Consider the following 17,616-nt stretch of genomic DNA (forward strand, 5'->3'; position numbering starts at 1 on the left):
CTGTTTTGTTGATGCATGGCGGCGACAGTTCCCTATACTCCGCCGCCATGAGCGAGATCGTTCCCTTCCGCCGGCCCGGCGGTGCCGCACCGGATGCGGCCGCCCCGCTGCGCACGGCGCCGCCGCGCCTGCTGCTGCCCGACGCGCCGGCCATCGTGGTCGGCGCACGCGGTGTCACCTGGGTGACGCCGGATGGGGAGGTGGACCTGCTGCCCCATGACGAGGCGGCGTATCGGCTGCGGCATCAGAATGTGATCCTGGCCCATGCCCGCGCCGTGGGGCGCCGGTTGAAGACGGACCGGATGGCCGATCCGTTCGACCTGTTGGAACTGTTCGCCTTCGTCCGCCCCGCCCGTTTCTGCCTGCCCACGCCCAAGGGGCTGGCCGAGGCGACGGGCCAGCCCATGCCCCGCGACGCAGAGGCCGAAGCCCTGTCCCTGATCGACAGCGCCCGCGCGCTGCTATCCGAACTGGCGGAGAACAACCAGCCCGAGGAAGTGCTGGAAAAGCGCAAGATCCCGCGGGAAAAGTCGGACCCGGCCGGCATCGCCTGGTTCATGGGTCAGGCCGGCTGGTCCTGGGCCCCGTCGGTGATGGCGGCCCTGGGCCTGCCGCACGGGCCGGGCGACGGGCGGGCGCGGCGCGGCCTGATGGTCTGGAACCAGTTGAAGGAATGGCAGGCCGAAGCGCCGGAACCCCCGCCGGGCCATGTGCCCGTGGAACCGGCGGAGGCGCGCTGGCGTCTGGCCGAACTGGTGGGCAGCGGGGCCGCGGCCGAACCGCGCCCGCAGCAGGCCGACTATGCCAGTGCCGTCTCCACCGCCTTCACCCCGCGCGACGAACAGGGCGTGCCCAATATCGTCCTGGCCGAAGCGGGCACGGGCGTGGGCAAGACGCTGGGCTATCTGGCGCCCGCCACGCTGTGGGCGGAAAAGAATAACGGCCCCGTCTGGATATCGACATATACCCGCCAGTTGCAGCAGCAGATCGACAAGGAACTGGACCGGCTGCACCCCGACCCGCTGGTCAAGGCCCGGCGTGTGGTCGTGCGCAAGGGGCGGGAGAATTACCTGTGCCTGCTGAACCTGGAAGAAGCGACCAACATCGCCCATACCCAGCCGGCCTATGCCAACGCCATCGGCCTGATGGCGCGCTGGGCTGCGGCCACGCGCGACGGCGACATGGCGGGCGGGGATTTCCCCGGCTGGCTGGTCGATCTGCTGGGCAAGGGGCGCACGCTGGGCCTGGCCGACCGGCGGGGCGAATGCGTCTATAATGCCTGTGCCCATTATTCGCGCTGCTTCATTGAGAAGTCCGTGCGCCGGGCGCGCAAGGCCGACATCGTGGTCGCCAACCACGCCCTGGTCATGGTGCAGGCGGCCCTGGGCGGGGGCGACGATGCCTATGTGCCCACCCGCTATGTCTTTGATGAAGGCCATCATGTGTTCGATGCCGCCGACAATGCCTTTGCCGGGCATTTAACGGCGGCAGAAGCCGCCGAGCTGCGCCGCTGGCTGCTGGGGGCCGAAGTATCGGGCCGCAGCCGGGCGCGCGGTCTGCGCCGGCGGGTGGAGGATCTGGTCGGCGGCGACAAGGTGGCGCTGGAGCTGTTGCAGGAGATCACCCAGGCGGCCCAGATCCTGCCCGGCGAGGCCTGGTCACAGCGCGTGCATGGCGGGGAGACCAAAGGCCCGCTGGAGGCGTTCCTGGCCGGCGTGCGCGGACAGGTCTATGCCCGCGCGCAGGGCGTGGACAATCCCTACAGCCTGGAAACCGACTGCAAGCCGGTGGTCGAAGGGCTGGTGGACCTGGCCGAAGATCTGGACGGCGCCCTGCTGAAACTGGCGACACCGCTGGAAAAGCTGGCCGAGCGGCTGCGGGAGATGCTGGACGAGGAGAGCGACGAGCTGGAGGCGGAGACGCGCCGCCGCCTGGACGCCATCTCCCGCGCGCTGAAGCGCCGCGCGCAGAACGAGGTGAATGGCTGGCGGCTGATGCTGCAAAGCCTGAAGGACGAGACGCCGCGCAAGTTCGTCGACTGGTTCGGGATCGAGCGGGTGGAGGGGCGGGATTTCGATCTGGGCATGTATCGCCACTGGATCGACCCGACCATCCCCTTTGCCGACACGGTGGGCACGGCCGCCCACGGGCTGGTGCTGACCAGCGCCACCCTGACCGATGGGACCGGCGATATGGAGCAGGATTGGCAGGCGGCCCATATCCGCACGGGCACGGTCCATATGGCCGCCGCCGCCCTGCGCGCCGCCGTGCCCAGCCCGTTCGATTATGCCAGGCAGACGCGCGTGCTGGTGGTCAATGACGTGCGCAAGGATGATCTGGCGCAGGTGGCCGCAGCCTATCGGGAATTGTTCCTGGCCGCGGGTGGCGGCGGGCTGGGCCTGTTCACGGCCATCCAGCGCTTGCGCGGCGTGCATGAACGCATTGCCGAACCGCTGGAGGAAGCGGGCATTCCGCTGCTGGCCCAGCATCTGGACGGCATGGACGTGCCCACCCTGGTTGATATTTTCCGGGGCGAGGAGGATGCCTGCCTGCTGGGCACCGATGCCGTGCGCGACGGGGTGGATGTGCCGGGCCGATCGCTCCGCCTGATCGTGTTCGACCGCGTGCCCTGGCCCCGGCCCGATATCCTGCACAAGGCGCGGCGGAACTATTTCGACAAGATCGCGGGGCGTCGCGGCTTTGATGACATGATTACCCGCCTGCGCCTGCGTCAGGCCTTCGGCCGGCTGGTCCGCCGCGCCGATGACCAGGGGGTGTTCGTCCTGCTGGACCCGATGATGCCATCCCGCCTGATCGGTGCGTTTCCCGACGGGGTGGAGGTGCGCAAGGTCGGCCTGGCCGAGGCCGTTCGGGCGACGCGGGCGTTTCTGCACCCCACGCCGTAGGGTTTGTCAGGTCTCGATGGAATTACCTTTTCCCCGTCATCCCGGCGAAAGCCGGGACCCAGGGGCCAGACGCCCGACCTATCGGCAGCCTTTGTCGACGCAGCGGCAACGTTTGTTCCTGTGACCCTGGGTCCCGGCTTTCGCCGGGATGACGGGAGAGAATGCTTCACCGGAAACCTGACAGTCCCTGATCGCTCATTCCCCCTGCTTGCGCGAGAACGCGGCCGCCCCGCGCATCAGCCGTTCCATATCCCGGATACGCTCTGCCTGACGGGCCAGACGACGCTGTTCAGCACTGTCGTCTGCCGCGTCCGCCACCAGGGGCCGCCGCCCCTCCATCTCCGGATCACCCATGTCCATCAACGCCACCCACCACCAGAATACCCGCCACCACATACGATAGTCAGCCAGCTTTCCGGGGGTGGCAATCGGTCACATTCACATGGCAGGTGTCAAATGGTCGCGGGCGGCCTCACACCAACAGATGCACACATAAAGATATCTTTATGCTTGCTCCCGATCGCTCCGCCTGATACATCCTGGCCCAGGAAATACGGGACCATGCCGGCCCCGCCTTCACCTTCATTCGTCACCCCAAGACCCGCGCATCGGCGCGACAGGGAGCCAACATGACCGCTTTCACTGACTACAAGGTCGCCGACATTTCGCTGGCCGGCTGGGGCCGCAAGGAAATCACCATCGCCGAGACGGAGATGCCGGGTCTGATGGCCCTGCGTGCCGAATATGGCGCCGCCAAGCCGCTGGCCGGGGCCCGTATCGTCGGCTGCCTGCACATGACCATCCAGACGGCCGTGCTGATCGAGACGCTAACGGCGCTGGGCGCCACCGTGCGCTGGTCGTCCTGCAACATCTTCTCCACCCAGGATCAGGCCGCCGCCGCCATCGCCGCCGCCGGCATCCCCGTCTTCGCCTGGAAGGGTGAGACGGAGGAAGATTTCTGGTGGTGCATCGAGCAGACGCTGCGCGGTCCGGACGGCTGGACGCCCAACATGATCCTGGACGATGGTGGCGACGTCACCCAGATCATGCACGACAAGTATCCGGAAATGCTGGCCGACATTAAGGGCCTGTCGGAAGAGACCACGACGGGCGTGCATCGCCTGTACGAGATGGTGAAGGCCGGCACCCTGAAGGTCCCCGCCATCAACGTCAATGACAGCGTCACCAAGTCGAAGTTCGACAACCTGTATGGCTGCCGCGAATCGCTGGTGGACGGCATCAAGCGCGCCACCGACGTCATGATCGCCGGCAAGGTCGCCGTCGTCGCCGGCTATGGCGACGTGGGCAAGGGTTCCGCCGCCAGCCTTCGCACCCAGGGTGCCCGCGTCCTGGTGACGGAGATCGACCCGATCAACGCCCTGCAGGCCGCCATGGAAGGCTATCAGGTCGTCACCATGGAAGACGCCGCCCCGCTGGGCGACATCTTCGTGACCTGCACGGGCAACGTGGATGTCATCACGCTGGACCATATGCGCGCCATGAAGGACCGCGCCATCGTCTGCAATATCGGCCATTTCGACAGCGAGATTCAGATCGCCTCGCTCCAGAACTATGTCTGGGACGAAGTGAAGCCGCAGGTGGATGAGGTCGTGTTCCCCGACGGCAAGCGCCTGATCGTTCTGGCCAAGGGCCGTCTGGTCAATCTGGGCTGCGCCACCGGCCACCCCAGCTTCGTGATGTCCGCCAGCTTCACCAACCAGGTGCTGGCCCAGATCGAGCTGTGGCAGAACCATGCCAAGTACGAGAACAAGGTCTATGTGCTGCCCAAGCACCTGGACGAGAAGGTGGCCCGCCTGCACCTGGACAAGATCGGCGCCAAGCTGACCGTTCTGTCGCAGAAGCAGGCCGATTACATCGCCGTGCCGGTGCAGGGCCCGTTCAAGCCCGACCATTACCGTTACTGATATCGACACCTGTCACCGGTGATCATCCGCGATCACCGGGGCGTTGTCGCCGCAGTGGCAGATCGGGCCGCGTCCAGCAGGGCGCGGCCTTTTCTTCGTTCACCACGGCTTGCTGCCGGGCATGTGATAGCCAACGCGCCGGGCCGACCGTTCGGCCAGGGCCTGCATGCGATCGGCCGCCAGCAGATTGCCGCGCCGACGGAAGATGCGGGATAGAAGCTCCGTCAGGCTGATGCGGCGCAGGACCAGATCGTTCAGCTTCGCCAGCCGCATGGCACCGGCCGCCATCTCGCCGGCAAGGCGCGTTTCGCCCTGGGACAGGAAGACCTCCGCCCGGGTGCGCAGCGCCTCGATCTTCAGCCGGGGCATGTCCATGCGGTCGGCATAGCGTTCCGCCTGATCCACGGTTGGCAGCAGATCAACCAATTGTGCGCTGGTCGCCAGGTTCAGCCGCACTTCCGACAATTGCGAGAAGTGATAGTAATCGTTGAAGCCGCCCGCTTCGGCGATACGCAAGGATTCCTCCAGCGCCTGCTTGGCGTCATCATTCCGGCCGACACGGCGGAACAGATCCGCCTCCGCCCGTCGCAGATAGCTCACGGGCCGCCGATGGTCCAGTTTGCGAAGGTTGCGGATGGCCTCGGCATATTGCTTCTCCGCCAGCACATAGTTGCCGCACAGATGCTCGACCTGCGCCGTATAGCCCTCCGCCAGAGTACGCAGCAGCAATTCCTCGTCATCCTGGTATCGGACTTCATCGAAACAGTGTCTGGCGACCGTCAGACGTCCCAGATCAATGGCACAGAGGCCCCGATTGAGCTTCATGCGCCGGGACATGGTGCCTTCAAAACCCTCTGCCACGATGCTGGTGTTCAGGGCCAGTGACACGAACGTGTCGGCTTCACGGCATCGGCCCTGGATCAGCGACAGGACCCCGATCTCGTTCAGCAGCCAGGCCGTCTCATCCTGATAGAAGGGCGGGGCCGGCTTGCCTTCAGGCTTGGTATCTGACGGGTCCGCCGGGTTTTTATCCGGCACTCCCCGGACATCCGGGCAGCGCGTGGCGGCGACCAGCATCCAGCGCAGCAGCAGCCGGTGCCGCTCCAACTGCCCGATTCCGCCCTGCCCCAGGGCCGGCAATGATTGCAGGTTGGCGAAGCGACAGACGGTGCCAAAGGACAGGAGCGTTCGGACCACCCCCATCGCCGCGCGCAGATTGAAAGCCATTACCCCCGCCCGGGAACCGGGACCGTTGGTGTTGGCCGACGGATAGCCGGACAGCTTATGGACCAGATCGTAAAGGAAGATATAGGCGTCCGCATTGAGCTGCGGCATGCTGCGGGCCTGGGATGTGGGCAGGGAAGGCGTGAAGAATATCCCCTCCACCGGCTCCACCACCTGGGCGCCCAGGCGGTTATAGACAAAATGCTGCAACCCCCGATGAACCTGATAGCGGCGCGGCAGGGAATGCTTCCGGCTTCCCACCGAGTCGGTGTCGACCGGGTCGATGCAGAAGACCATCCCCTTCAGCTGCACCATTATATGAAGGGCGAGCGCCACCAGCAGATGCAGCCGCTGTGCATGCCAATGCCGGTCCTGCCCGTTAAATTCGGGGTCCCTTCTCTCGTCGTAAATCTGCTGGATCGCCGGGCAATCGGCCAGGACAATGGCCGGCACCGGAATGGATATCACGGCCAGGTGACGGATCAGCGCTTCATGCAGATGCGCGCTGGCCGCCAGTTCTTTTTCCGGCAGCGTGGGAAAATCCTGGAATACTCTTTCGTCCAATTCGTTTTTTTTGTCAGACACCGTCCTCTCAGCAATTTTTATTTCATCCAGTAGGATTTTATCAAAATCAGAAACACAATCCGAAAGCCTATTTTCATCGATCTTGTTGAAATACCAGTAATCCGTTACAGCATCAAACACCTTCATCAAAGAATAACTTTGACCTAACCGCCCCGTCTCCAAGGACGATAATAGCCTGTCTTTATCGTTCGGGGTGTTTCTGTTGTTCAAATCGATCATATGCAGCATATATCGCGAATAAAGCGACATACGCGCAGTGTTATTGGGCGGCTTTGGCATCTCCAGCTTGAAATGGATGTTCGAACGATCGCGTGGCTTCTTCAGCGATATAGTCAGCGCAAGGCTGTCCCCCGTGCCGGCGGCCCCGCCGATCTCCCGCATCGGGACATCATGCCCCCATGGCAATGGCGTGACCTCATCAAAGACAAGCGGCCGAATGCTCTGCTTGTACCGCTTGACGGGCGATTTCCGCGCCGCGTCTTGCGCCAGCAGGAACTGCGGACAACGGTCCTTGCGAACAAGGATGATGATATCCAGCACGGGGGCTGCGTCTGCCCCGAACAGCACCTGCATGATGCTGTGGATTTCGGCGTTCTTCGCCTCCCCATTGCGATGAAACAGCATGTCGATGGAATTCATCACGATGAGCAGGCGTTGACCCGCGGCCTTGACCCGCTTCAGCGCCTCGGTCAGCCGCGCCGCGCGGGATTGGCTGACGGGTGCGGACACCACCCCGGTTTCCCCGCCGCGTTGGGTTGACAGGGGTGCCGCGGTCGCCCCGTCCCTGCCCTGCGCCTGCACCCTCACGCCCTGTGGCCGCAAGGAGGGGTCGATAAACGTGATAAGCGCGTCCCAGACTGAGGCCACTTCGCAGGAAAAACTGAAACCGGCGAAGAAGAAGCCCGCGTGGGAGCTGGGTCGTGTCTTGTCGATCCAATCCAGCAGGGAGGCGAACAACAGCCCCTTGCCCGCCCCCTTGTCGCCGCTGATCAGCACCACCTGCTGCTCACGGCACCAGTCAGGTGCCGGTTCGGTATTGGCTGGCGGTCCGGAACCCGCGGGTGGCGTGGACGGAGAGTTCGCCCCCGCGTTGATGGTATTGATGATGAACGCCGATATCGGGTCGTCGATATAAGCCGTGCCGGGCGCGGCCCGCCGCATCGGCCCGACCGAATAATGCCGGACGATCACCGGGGGTACCGGGTTACGATCCGGCTGCTGGTAGGGCAGGTTGGTAAAGGGCAGCGACTTGTGTCGCGCATCGGGGATCTTCTTCCAATGCTCCCACCATTTGTCCCAGGACTTCCTGGTGCCCAGCAGCGCGCCGCACAAGGACTTGGTCAGCACCGCCGAGACGACGCTGAAAGTCCAGTTGCGCAGGGCCTCCAGCATTTCTTCGCGATGCGGGGCTGACTTGTCCAGCAGTTGCCCCATGACGTCCAGGATGCAGCCGATCGCCTCCAGTTCCAGGCGCAGGTCCACCGCATCCTCTTCCAGACTGTCATCCAGGGGCTTGAAGCTGAGCATGTCCAGCCTGGAAAGTTCCGCCTGTGCCTTCCTCCGCCGCCTTTTCAGGCCAGCCGGCGGGCTGTCGCTCTTGGCGTCCTTCAAGATGCCGCAGATGCTCTTGCACAGGCTGTCGATCTGGTGAAGCCAGTCGGTCGTGCCCCAAAGGCCGTGATGCAGCACGTAAATGCCGTACCGGGCGAAATGCTTGATGGTGGTCGCCCGGCAGTCGCGCTCCGATGACAAGGCGGGCATCAGGGCCAGCACCGGTCGGTTGCTGTCAGGTTCCAGGCTGAGGAACTCGCGCAGGGGCCGCAGCAAATCCTCCTCGTTCAGGCCGACACCGATGAACAGGACCGGATTGCCCCCGAACAGGATGGACAGTCCCTGGCGATAAATGTCTGAAACGTCGCCATTGTGGATATAGCTGTTGCGATAGTCGCGCTCGGTCACGACCAGATCACTGTCGGCGGTCGCACGGCCATGCAGGTGGGCGACCTGAACGGTATATTCATCCTCTGATACCGCGAAATCGATCAGGTCCGCGGCCCGGTCACCATCCAGCGCGATATCGCGGGTGCGCGCGCCCAGCGGACCCGCCCTTTCATAGCTGGCAAAGCCCGCCGCCGGCACCACCGGCTGCACGCCATACCCGGCATCGGCCAGGAACCGTTCCACCTCCAGATCGTAATTCACCGTTGCGATGCGGTCGATCTTCAGATCCTGAATCAGGCAATAGAGCGGGTCGCAAAGCTTGGGAATGACCTGCCCGCGACTCAGGGTTTCTTTGGGCGGCACCTGGACCAGGGCACGAAGCCAAGTTCCAACCGCTTCCTTATTCCCCGTGACTGCATCCTGGTAACGCAACAGGTCCAGCGCCAGCCCAACCATGAAATAGCAGGCCGGCGGCAGCGGCTGGCTGACCGTTTTCTGGCGGAGCGCCGCATATATCCGGCTGGCCTGCGCCAAAGGCCAGTCCCCATCGCGTTTGGCCGCCTCGTCCGCCAGCGCCTGTGCTTGCCGCGCAATGGCATCGCCCTGGAAGAAGGCGGCACTCTGACGGCTGCCCGGCAGGTTGATCCGATCCAGTTCACTGAAATCGCTGAGCTTTGTCGTTGCAAGAGAAGCCCAGTCAGCAGGGGTGCCGGTCGTCCGCAGCGAAGCGAAGAGATCATTGGCCGATGGCGTAAATTTCCCTTGAAGAATCGATTGTATATTCCGGCGCTCGTCAAAGGTCTCGTGCTTTATGGAAAGCTGAAAGCAGGCGCGCCCATAATCCTCCGATACAATAGGTTTGGATATTTTACTGAAATTCTTACCTATTCCCAGAATCTCCGCGAGCCTATCGACGCGATCTCGGCCAATGATTCGCATAAATTGTTCACAAATATTAAGACAGAATACCTGATCTATATCAGCTCCTGCATCATATTTTTCCTTCTGATCCATTAATATTTTGACAATCTTGTCAATATTCTCCGCCTGCCTGGAATCTGTGAAGTTTTTATCGGTTTTGCATTCCGTATTGTAAAAGCTGATGATGCGCGTTGCCTGCTTATAGGCCAGCTCGCTCCAGGAAATGCGGCCATAGGCCATGGAGGTGCCGGCCCCCAGGAACGCCACGATCTGCCGCAGGTTGAGGGCGCGGTAAAGCAGGAAGCGCCCTTGCTCGGTGATCCGATCGGGGTCGAGCCAGCCTGCCTGCGATTCATGGAGATAGGGCCAGTGATGAGGTTCGGACGACGATTTCACTGTGCCACCGCCATTTCGCACCCCAACGTCAAGATTGAGATATTTAACGCTAACACGGCCATTCTGGGTGTCAATCGCCTGTTCTAATCATCCGTTGGTTGGTGGAACGATGACCGGTTGGTGGGTCTGGGGTGTGGCAACATGACGAGTGCCGAACCGCTTGCCTTGCGACAAGCCAGCCCCCTACACTGCGGCCCGTGAAACCCGCTGTCGTCCATCTTGTCGCGATTGCCGGTGCTGCCCTGCTGGGGCTGGCCGGCCTTGGTTGGATGTTGCTTCCCCTGTGGGAGGCGCAATCGCCCGTGTTCGGCCTTTTGGCGCTGGCCCTGCTGGCCACCGTGGCGGCCTGTCTGCTGCGCCTGCTGGCCTGGGGCCGCGGGCAGGAGCGGGAACTGGCCGTCGCCAGGGCGGAGACGGCACGGATGGCCGCCCTGCTGGACGGGGTGCCGGAACCCTGGTTTGCGCTGGGCCCGGCCGGTGATCTGGCCGTGGCGCCCGGTTTCGCGCGGCTGCTGGGGCTGGAACAGGTGCGGCGGCTGGATGATATCGAACAGGCGCTGGCGCCCAGCGATGCCGCCGCCCTGCACGGATCCTTCCGCCACCTGACCGACAGCGGTCAGCCCTTCCAGATCCATGTGCGCCTGGCCGACGGGTCGCGCTTCTTCCAGGCCAGCGGCCGGCGTGGTGAAGGGCCGGACGGCACCGTCCTGCATCTGCTGTGGCTGCGCGATGTCACCGTGCAGGGGCTGGACCATGTGCGGCGGGTGGAAATGGCGCAGGCCCAGCAGGCGGAGCTGGACCGGCTGCGCCTGCTGCTGGGCGAACTTCCCGTGCCGCTGTGGCGCCGCAATGCCGATCTGGTCATCGACTGGTGCAACAATGCCTACGCCGCCCTGCTGGACAGCACGCCCGACGAGGTGATGGCGACAGGGCGCGAACTGTCGGCCAGCGGCCTGTTCGGCGCACCGCGTGATCTGGCGCAGCGGGCGCGTGACACGGGGGCGCCCCAGGGGGAGGACCGGTTCCTGGTCGTCGACGGCGACCGTCGCCTGTACAATCTGACGGAAATGCCCCTGTCCCCGGGGGGACTTGTGGGCATGGCCGTAGACCGCACAACGGAACGGTCGCTGCGTGACGAGCTTTCCCGCCATATCGATGCGCATGGGGAAGTGCTGCACCAGTTGGGTTCCGCCATCGCCATCTATGGCCCCGACACCCGCATCAAGTTCCACAACCACGCCTATGCCAGGCTGTGGGACATGGATACGGCCTGGCTGGCCGAGGAACCGACCTATGGCGAGGTGCTGGAGGATCTGCGCGCCCGGCGCAAGCTGACCGAAGAGGCGGATTTCCCACGCTGGAAGAAACAGCAGCTGGGCCTGTTCACCTCGCTTCTGGAACCGATGGAGGAACTGATCCATCTGCCCGACGGGCGGACCCTGCGGTCGCTGTCGGTGCCGCATCCGTTCGGCGGACTGATGTTCGTGCTGGAGGATGTGACCCATACGCTGGCGCTGGAAAGCTCCTACAACACCCTGATGGCCGTGCAGCAGGAGACGCTGGACAATCTGGCCGAAGGGGTGGCCGTGCTTGGCGGCGATGGGCGGCTGAAGCTGTGCAACCCCGCCTTCCTGCGCCTGTGGGGCGTGACGGAAGAGGCCGTGCGCGGCGAGCCACATGCCGCGCGGCTGGTGGAGATGGTGCGCGCCCTGCTGGACGAGGGCGGGAATTGGGAAACGGAGCGGGAGCGGCTGGTCGGCCGCCTGCTGGAGCGGGAGGGCGATGCCGGGGTCATGCGCCGCGTCGACGGATCGGTCCTGCGTTATGCCCTGGTGCCGCTGCCCGATGGGGCCGTGCTGTTCTCCTGTCTGGATGTCACCGACAGCGACAAGGTGGAGACGGCGCTGCGCGCCAGCAACGAGGCGCTGGAGGCAGCCGACCGGCTGAAGGCGGAGTTCATCGCCAATGTCTCCTACCAGCTGCGCACGCCCTTGAACGCCATCATGGGCTTCGCAGAAATCCTGCATAACCAGTATTTCGGGCCCCTGAACAGCCGGCAGCAGGAATATGCCAAGGGCGTGCTGGAGGCGAGCCGGCGGCTGCTGTCGCTGGTCAACGACATCCTGGACCTGGCCACGATCGAGGCCGGGTTCATGGTTCTGGAACATGACCGGTTCGATATTCCCCAGTTGCTGCATTCGGTGGCCAGCCTGACCCGCGACTGGGCCCGCAAGCAGAGCCTGGACCTGCGGGTGGAAGTACCGGACCAGATCGGCAGCATGGAAGGCGACGAGAAGCGCCTGAAACAGGCCCTGTTCAATCTGGTCAGCAACGCCATCAAATTCACCCCCGCCGGCGGCCGCATCACCCTGGCCGCCACGCGGGAGGGGGATCAGGTCGTGCTGTCCGTTGCCGATACCGGCGTGGGCATCGGCAGCGACGAGCAGGCCCGCGTCTTTGAACGGTTCGAACGCGGGGCCGCCGGGCAGACGGCATCGGCCGGGGCCGGCCTGGGCCTGTCGCTGGTGAAAAGCTTCGTGGAACTGCATGGCGGCAGCGTGGAGATTGTCAGCGACGGTCAGTCGGGTTCCATCATCCGCTGCCGCCTGCCGGCCTTGCAGACCTTGCCGGCCTGATACCCCGTCCCAGTGATCGAAACCGATCACCGGGCTGCAATCGCCAGCGCCGCCGGCTCGGTTACGCCGCACGAGCGGCGCGACGGCAGCCGCCGCAGTACCAGTTCCCGATTATACCAAGCTGCGGTGAGTGAAACTCATCGTAGCCTGGTTGGCGCATTGAGCGCCCGCGACCTGATGGTCGCGTGAAGCCAAGCCGCCGGATGGCGGCGCCCGGCGCCTGAGGACTGCATGGATCCGAACCGCAGGTTCTGATCAATGCAGATCAGTATCAGTCGTTTCAGGCCATCACCAGCGACTGGTGGGCGCCAACACCGGCCATCAGGCCGGATGCCGCCGCCAGCAAGCCATTATGCATGCCCATGACCGCATCGCCGGCCGCGAAGACGCCCGGCACGCTGGTCGCCCGGCGGCCGTCGCTGTGCAGAAAGGCGCCGCTGGGCCCCTCCTCCATCGCACAGCCCAACTGTTGTGCCAGCGGGCTGGACAGTTCCGTCTTCGGGGCAACGAACAGCGCGGCCAGTGGCACGATGCGCCCATCCGCCAGCCGCACGGCCTCCAGCGCCGGGGCCGGCCCCAGCAGTTCGACGATGGGCGTCGTTTCCACCTGCACGGCGCGGGCGGCCAGCCTGTCCAGCATCGGTGCGTCCGGCAAGGGGCCGCCCTGGGTGAACAGGGTTGTGGGCCGCCCCCAATCGGTCAGCAGCAACCCGCGGTGATCCTGCGGCACTGCGGAAGCCAGTACGCCCAGGGGCCGATCCGCCACTTCATAGCCATGGCAATAGGGACAATGCAGGACGGTGACGCCCCAGCGCTCCCGCAGGCCCGGCAGGTCCGGCAGGTCATCCCGCACGCCCAGGGCCAGGATCAGCCGTCGCGCCCCGTGGGTATCCCCTGTTTCCAGGGTCACGACGAACCGGTCCATCTGGCCCTCCACCTGCCGGGCAACGGCGTCGATAACGCTGAAGGTCGGGTAGGCCAGGAGTTCGCGGCGACCGCGCGCCAGGATCTCGGCCGGCGGTACCCCGTCCTGTCCCAGGAAGCCGTGCGAGGCTTCGGCAAAGCGGTTGCGCGGCTGCCCGGCATCCACCAGCAGTACCCGGCGGCGCGCCCGGACCAGCGGCATGGCTGCTGCCAGACCCGCAAAGCCGCCGCCAATAACGATGACATCATGATCCATGATCGCTCTTCTCCGCATTATCGTAACTTCATGAATTACGAATAACCCTCTCCGATGGTTCTCGCAACTCCTCTTGTTACGTAACCTCACATGACGTATGAGAAGGCCATGCGCAGTGACAGCCGCCTTTCCCGTATGCTTCATGCCCTGATCCACATGGATCGGCTGGACCGGGCCGCCACGTCGGATACGCTGGCCCTGATGCTCAACACCAATCCGGTGGTGGTACGGCGGACCATGGCGGGCCTGCGCCAGCATGGCCTGGTGACCTCGGAAAAGGGACCGGGCGGGGGCTGGGCGCTGGGGCGGCCGCTGGATGCGATCACGCTGCTGGACATCTATCAGGCATTGGGGGAGCCACCGCTGTTCGCCATCGGCCTGTCGGTCGACAACCCGGCCTGCCTGATTGAACAGGCCGTCAACGCCGCCCTGGATGCCACGCTGGCGGAGGCGCGATCGGTGCTGCTGCGCCGGTTGGGACAGGTGACGCTGGGCGATCTGGCCCGGCAGTTCGATGCGGGCATGCGCCAAGGATGCCATCCCGCCGCCGCCTTCCCCTCTTCCTGAGGCGGCGGCATCTGCATGGCCGCCCGGCGTTCCACGGCTTGTCACGAACGTGGATGCGCCCTATGTCCCCGCCGGGACCGGCTTTCATTTGCCTGCCCGGGCCGCGGGTGATACCTGCTGCGCCATCCCCCAAGCCCAGGGCTGTCCCTCACCGTGTCTGCCGCGCCCCCCCGTCCCCAGCCCGCCACACCGCGCCGGTCGCGCGGGGTTGGTGCATGGTGAGCGGACGGCGTCCCAAACTGCCCACGGAGGCGGAACTGGACCTGTGGCGGACCGTTGTCCGTGACGCCACGCCCCTGCCCGGCAAGGCACGCGCCGCAGGCAAGGGACGCAAGCCTGTCCCCGCCGCAGCACCGGCCCCAGCACCGGTCATTGCAGCACCCGCGAAGCCCCCTCCCGTGCATGTTCCCACCCCGGCGGTGGAGCGGCTGGCGGAAATGCTGCGGGGAGCGCCCCTGTCGCAGAAGGGCAAGGTGCATGTGCATCTGGCACCATCCGCGCTGGGCCGCGTGGCCGGCGTGGACAAGCGCACGGATGAAAAGCTGCGCCGGGGCAAGATGGCCATCGACGGGCGCATCGACCTGCATGGCATGACCCAGAGCGAGGCGCATGACGCGCTGATCGGCTTCATCCGCCGCAGCCATTCCGCTGGCCGGCGCAATGTCCTGGTCATTACCGGCAAGGGTCAGATGCCGCGTGGAGAGGGCGTGCTGCGCCTGTCGGTGCCGCGCTGGCTGCGCGAGGCGGCGATTGGCCGGCTGGTGCTGTCGGTGCATCAGGCACAGCCGCAGCATGGCGGCGGCGGCGCCTATTACGTGCTGCTGCGTCGACGGCGGGACGATTAGCACTGTTTCCGGTTTACCGGAAAAGCGCGCTAGGCGGCGCGGCCGGTAACCGCGCGTTCCACGCCACCCGCTACCGATTTCCAGCAGACATCGGCCAGCGTCTTGCGGCTGCCGGCGGTTTCCAGCGACAGCGGTGTGTGGAATTCGACCAGGATGCGCAAGCGACCCGCCCGCATCATCCGCCACAGGTGCGGCGGCAGTTCCATGTCGCCGTACCAGGCATAAAGCTGGCGCCAGACATGGCCCAGCGGGATGTCGTCCAGATGTGTGGCCGTGACGCTGACGGGCTGTACAGTCAGCGGCCGGTCACCAATGCGGGTGGAGGCCACGGCGAACAGGGCCGTCTTGAAAGGCAGCGTGCGGTTGCCATCGCTGCTGGTGCCTTCCGGGAACAGCACCAGATTGTCGCCGGCCAGCAGCCTTCCCTGGATCGTGTCGCGCTGTTCATCGGTCTTATGCCGGGCCGTACGGTCCACGAACACCGTACGCTGCAGCCGCGCCAGCAGGCCGAAGACCGGCCAGCCGTCGACATCGGCCTTGGCGATGAAGCTGGCCGGCAGGATGGAGCCGAGGACGGGAATGTCCAGATAGGAGGAATGGTTGGCGATGAACAGCACAGGCCGGTCACCCACCGGCGCGCCCTTCACCACCACCTGCATGCCCAGGATGCGGCAGCAGAAGCGATGATAGACGCGGGGGAACCAGACGGCAGCGCCCCGCGGCGAAAAACGCAGCAGCAGCATCTGCACGGGGATGCTCAGCAAGGTCCAGGTCCCGTAGACCGCCAGCCGCACCATTCCCAACAGCGTCGAGCCGATGTCCATGTCTGCCTTGCCCGCCCGCGCCGTTCCGCCGCCGTCAGAGCAGCGAGGTTCCCCGGCGCTCGTAATGGCGCAGGTATTTGTCGGTGATCATGTCGGTCTTCACCACGATGGACACGTCCGTCGTGTTGAACTGATGGTCGACGACGGCCCCTTCGCCCACGAAGCCGCCCAGGCGCAGATAGCCCTTGATCAGGGGCGGCACCTCGTTCAGGCCGCGGCGCGGGTCGATCGCATGTTCTTCCATCATCGCCATGTCGACATAGCGGTGCGGCAGGGCCACCGGGCGCAGGGCCGGCGGGGCCAGATGATGGTAGTAGAGATAGGACAGCGGCAGGGCCAGGGCCTTGGCGTCCGTCCCCGGCAAGCTGGCGCAGCCGAACAGCAGCTTGATGTCGTAATGCGCCACATAGGCGGCGATGCCGCGCCAGAGCAGCTGCATGGTGCCCCGGCTGCGATAAGCCAGATCCACGCAGGACCGGCCCAGTTCCAGCACCTCGCCCGGATATTCCTCGATCCGGGAAATGTCGTATTCATCTGAGGAGTAGAAGGAGCCTGCGCGGGCGGCCGTGGCCCGGCGGATCAACCGGTAGGTGCCAACCACACTGTCGGCCCCGCTGCCGGCGGCGTGGTCGATTACCAGCAGATGGTCGCACAGGCCGTCGAACATGTCGAAATCGCGGCGCTGGGCGGCCATTTCGGCCGACGGCTTGGCCAGCATCTCCTCATAGAAGACGCGATAGCGCAGGCGCTGGGCGGCGGTGACTTCGGCGGCACTTTCGGCAAGCCGGACTTCCAGATTGCCGGAACGCAGTTCGCCGGAAATCAAGGCATCGGTGGCAATGATATCAGCCATGCTCTCACATTTTCTGGGTCGCTGGCGTGGTCGGCCGGCATCCATCCCGGTTCAGGCGGGCATCCCGGCCTTATACGGGCCGGGTGCGGGGCGACTTCCGGGCGGGGCGCCGTTCCTCGTGCATTGGCATAACACGAAGCGCCGCGGGACGGTCAACCCACTGTGTCACAGTCCAAGGGGGGATCACGAAAGTTTCATGCCCCTGTCCCGCAACTTTCAAAGACCTGCGGGGCCCTGCGGGTAGGTCCGCGCCGGTGCCATGCGCAAATCACAGAGGTGCAGAGCACCGTTCCCACGACCAGGGCCGACGAAAAAGGGGCGACCCGATGGCCGCCCCTTCCCCATGCGAACTTTAAGAAGCCGCTTACTCTTCGTCGCCGCGGCGGGCACGGGTGCCCAGACCGATCTGCTTGGCCAGACGCGAGCGCTGCTTGGCATAATTCGGGGCGACCATCGGATAGTCGGGCGGCAGGCCCCAACGATCGCGATATTCTTCCGGCGACATATTGTAGGCCGTCTTCAGATGGCGCTTCAGCATCTTCAGCTTTTTACCATCTTCCAGGCAGACGATATATTCCGGCGTCACCGACTTCTTGATGGCGACCGCAGGCTGCGGCTTTTCGCTCTGCACGACCGGCTCAGTGCCGACGTTCGACAAAGTGCGGTATACCTGCTCGATCAGCGCAGGAAGATCGTTGATGGCGACTATATTGTTGGAAACATGGGCGGCGACGATTTCCGTCGTCAGAGACAAAAGTTCGGGCGAGGACGATGCGCTGGTCATGTATCATTGCTCCGGGCGAGAAACTAGAT

General features: G+C 64.8%; 11 protein-coding genes. 5 read left to right on the forward strand and 6 right to left on the reverse strand.

Translation table 11 applies throughout. The annotated features are described in order from the left end of the window. Positions 1 to 47 precede the first annotated feature (47 nt). The gene (locus tag ACODTW_RS11145) at positions 48 to 2,906 is read left to right on the forward strand and encodes an ATP-dependent DNA helicase (RefSeq protein ID WP_488946071.1); all 2,859 of its coding nucleotides are present in this window, start codon (positions 48 to 50) and stop codon (positions 2,904 to 2,906) included. Between the two features lie 195 nt (positions 2,907 to 3,101). Here ACODTW_RS11145 and ACODTW_RS11150 read toward each other — a convergent pair whose 3' ends face one another. Next, positions 3,102 to 3,266 carry a hypothetical protein gene (locus tag ACODTW_RS11150; protein WP_488946072.1) on the reverse strand — a complete coding sequence of 55 codons (165 nt, stop codon included), beginning with the start codon at positions 3,264 to 3,266 and terminating at the stop codon, positions 3,102 to 3,104. 269 nt (positions 3,267 to 3,535) lie between these two features. Between ACODTW_RS11150 and ahcY the strand changes: the two genes are divergently transcribed. Further along, positions 3,536 to 4,831 carry an adenosylhomocysteinase gene (gene ahcY, locus ACODTW_RS11155; protein ID WP_488946073.1) on the forward strand — a complete coding sequence of 432 codons (1,296 nt, stop codon included), beginning with the start codon at positions 3,536 to 3,538 and terminating at the stop codon, positions 4,829 to 4,831. 99 nt (positions 4,832 to 4,930) lie between these two features. Here ahcY and ACODTW_RS11160 read toward each other — a convergent pair whose 3' ends face one another. Then, the gene (locus ACODTW_RS11160) at positions 4,931 to 9,115 is read right to left on the reverse strand and encodes an SIR2 family protein (protein WP_488946074.1); all 4,185 of its coding nucleotides are present in this window, start codon (positions 9,113 to 9,115) and stop codon (positions 4,931 to 4,933) included. Positions 9,116 to 10,095: 980 nt separating this feature from the next. On the opposite strand from ACODTW_RS11160, the gene ACODTW_RS11165 reads away from it, so the two are divergent. After that, entirely contained in the window at positions 10,096 to 12,534 is a 2,439-nt protein-coding gene (locus ACODTW_RS11165) for a PAS domain-containing sensor histidine kinase (protein WP_488946076.1), read from the forward strand. A gap of 280 nt (positions 12,535 to 12,814) precedes the next feature. Here the strand turns inward: ACODTW_RS11165 and ACODTW_RS11170 are convergent, their stop codons facing one another. Next, positions 12,815 to 13,714, reverse strand: a complete 900-nt coding sequence (locus tag ACODTW_RS11170; protein ID WP_488946077.1) for an NAD(P)/FAD-dependent oxidoreductase — start codon at positions 13,712 to 13,714, stop codon at positions 12,815 to 12,817. 90 nt (positions 13,715 to 13,804) lie between these two features. Here ACODTW_RS11170 and ACODTW_RS11175 point away from each other — a divergent pair, with 90 nt between their 5' ends. Both ACODTW_RS11175 and ACODTW_RS11180 read left to right on the forward strand, forming a co-directional pair. Continuing rightward, entirely contained in the window at positions 13,805 to 14,281 is a 477-nt protein-coding gene (locus ACODTW_RS11175) for an Rrf2 family transcriptional regulator (protein WP_488946078.1), read from the forward strand. 215 nt (positions 14,282 to 14,496) lie between these two features. Further along, positions 14,497 to 15,126 (forward strand): Smr/MutS family protein, encoded by a 630-nt coding sequence (locus tag ACODTW_RS11180; RefSeq protein WP_488946079.1) that lies wholly within the window; start codon positions 14,497 to 14,499, stop codon positions 15,124 to 15,126. Between the two features lie 29 nt (positions 15,127 to 15,155). On the opposite strand, the gene ACODTW_RS11185 is transcribed toward ACODTW_RS11180, so the two are convergent. From ACODTW_RS11185 to ACODTW_RS11195, 3 genes are all read right to left on the reverse strand, one after another. Then, complete coding sequence (locus ACODTW_RS11185) at positions 15,156 to 15,950, reverse strand: lysophospholipid acyltransferase family protein (RefSeq protein ID WP_488946080.1); 795 nt, start codon at positions 15,948 to 15,950, stop codon at positions 15,156 to 15,158. Between the two features lie 34 nt (positions 15,951 to 15,984). Further along, positions 15,985 to 16,803 carry a GNAT family N-acetyltransferase gene (locus ACODTW_RS11190; RefSeq protein WP_488946081.1) on the reverse strand — a complete coding sequence of 273 codons (819 nt, stop codon included), beginning with the start codon at positions 16,801 to 16,803 and terminating at the stop codon, positions 15,985 to 15,987. 364 nt (positions 16,804 to 17,167) lie between these two features. Beyond that, positions 17,168 to 17,587, reverse strand: coding sequence for a Ros/MucR family transcriptional regulator (locus ACODTW_RS11195; protein ID WP_488946083.1), 420 nt, complete (start codon positions 17,585 to 17,587; stop codon positions 17,168 to 17,170). Positions 17,588 to 17,616 lie beyond the last annotated feature (29 nt).

The organism is Niveispirillum sp. FG148 (assembly GCF_057809655.1).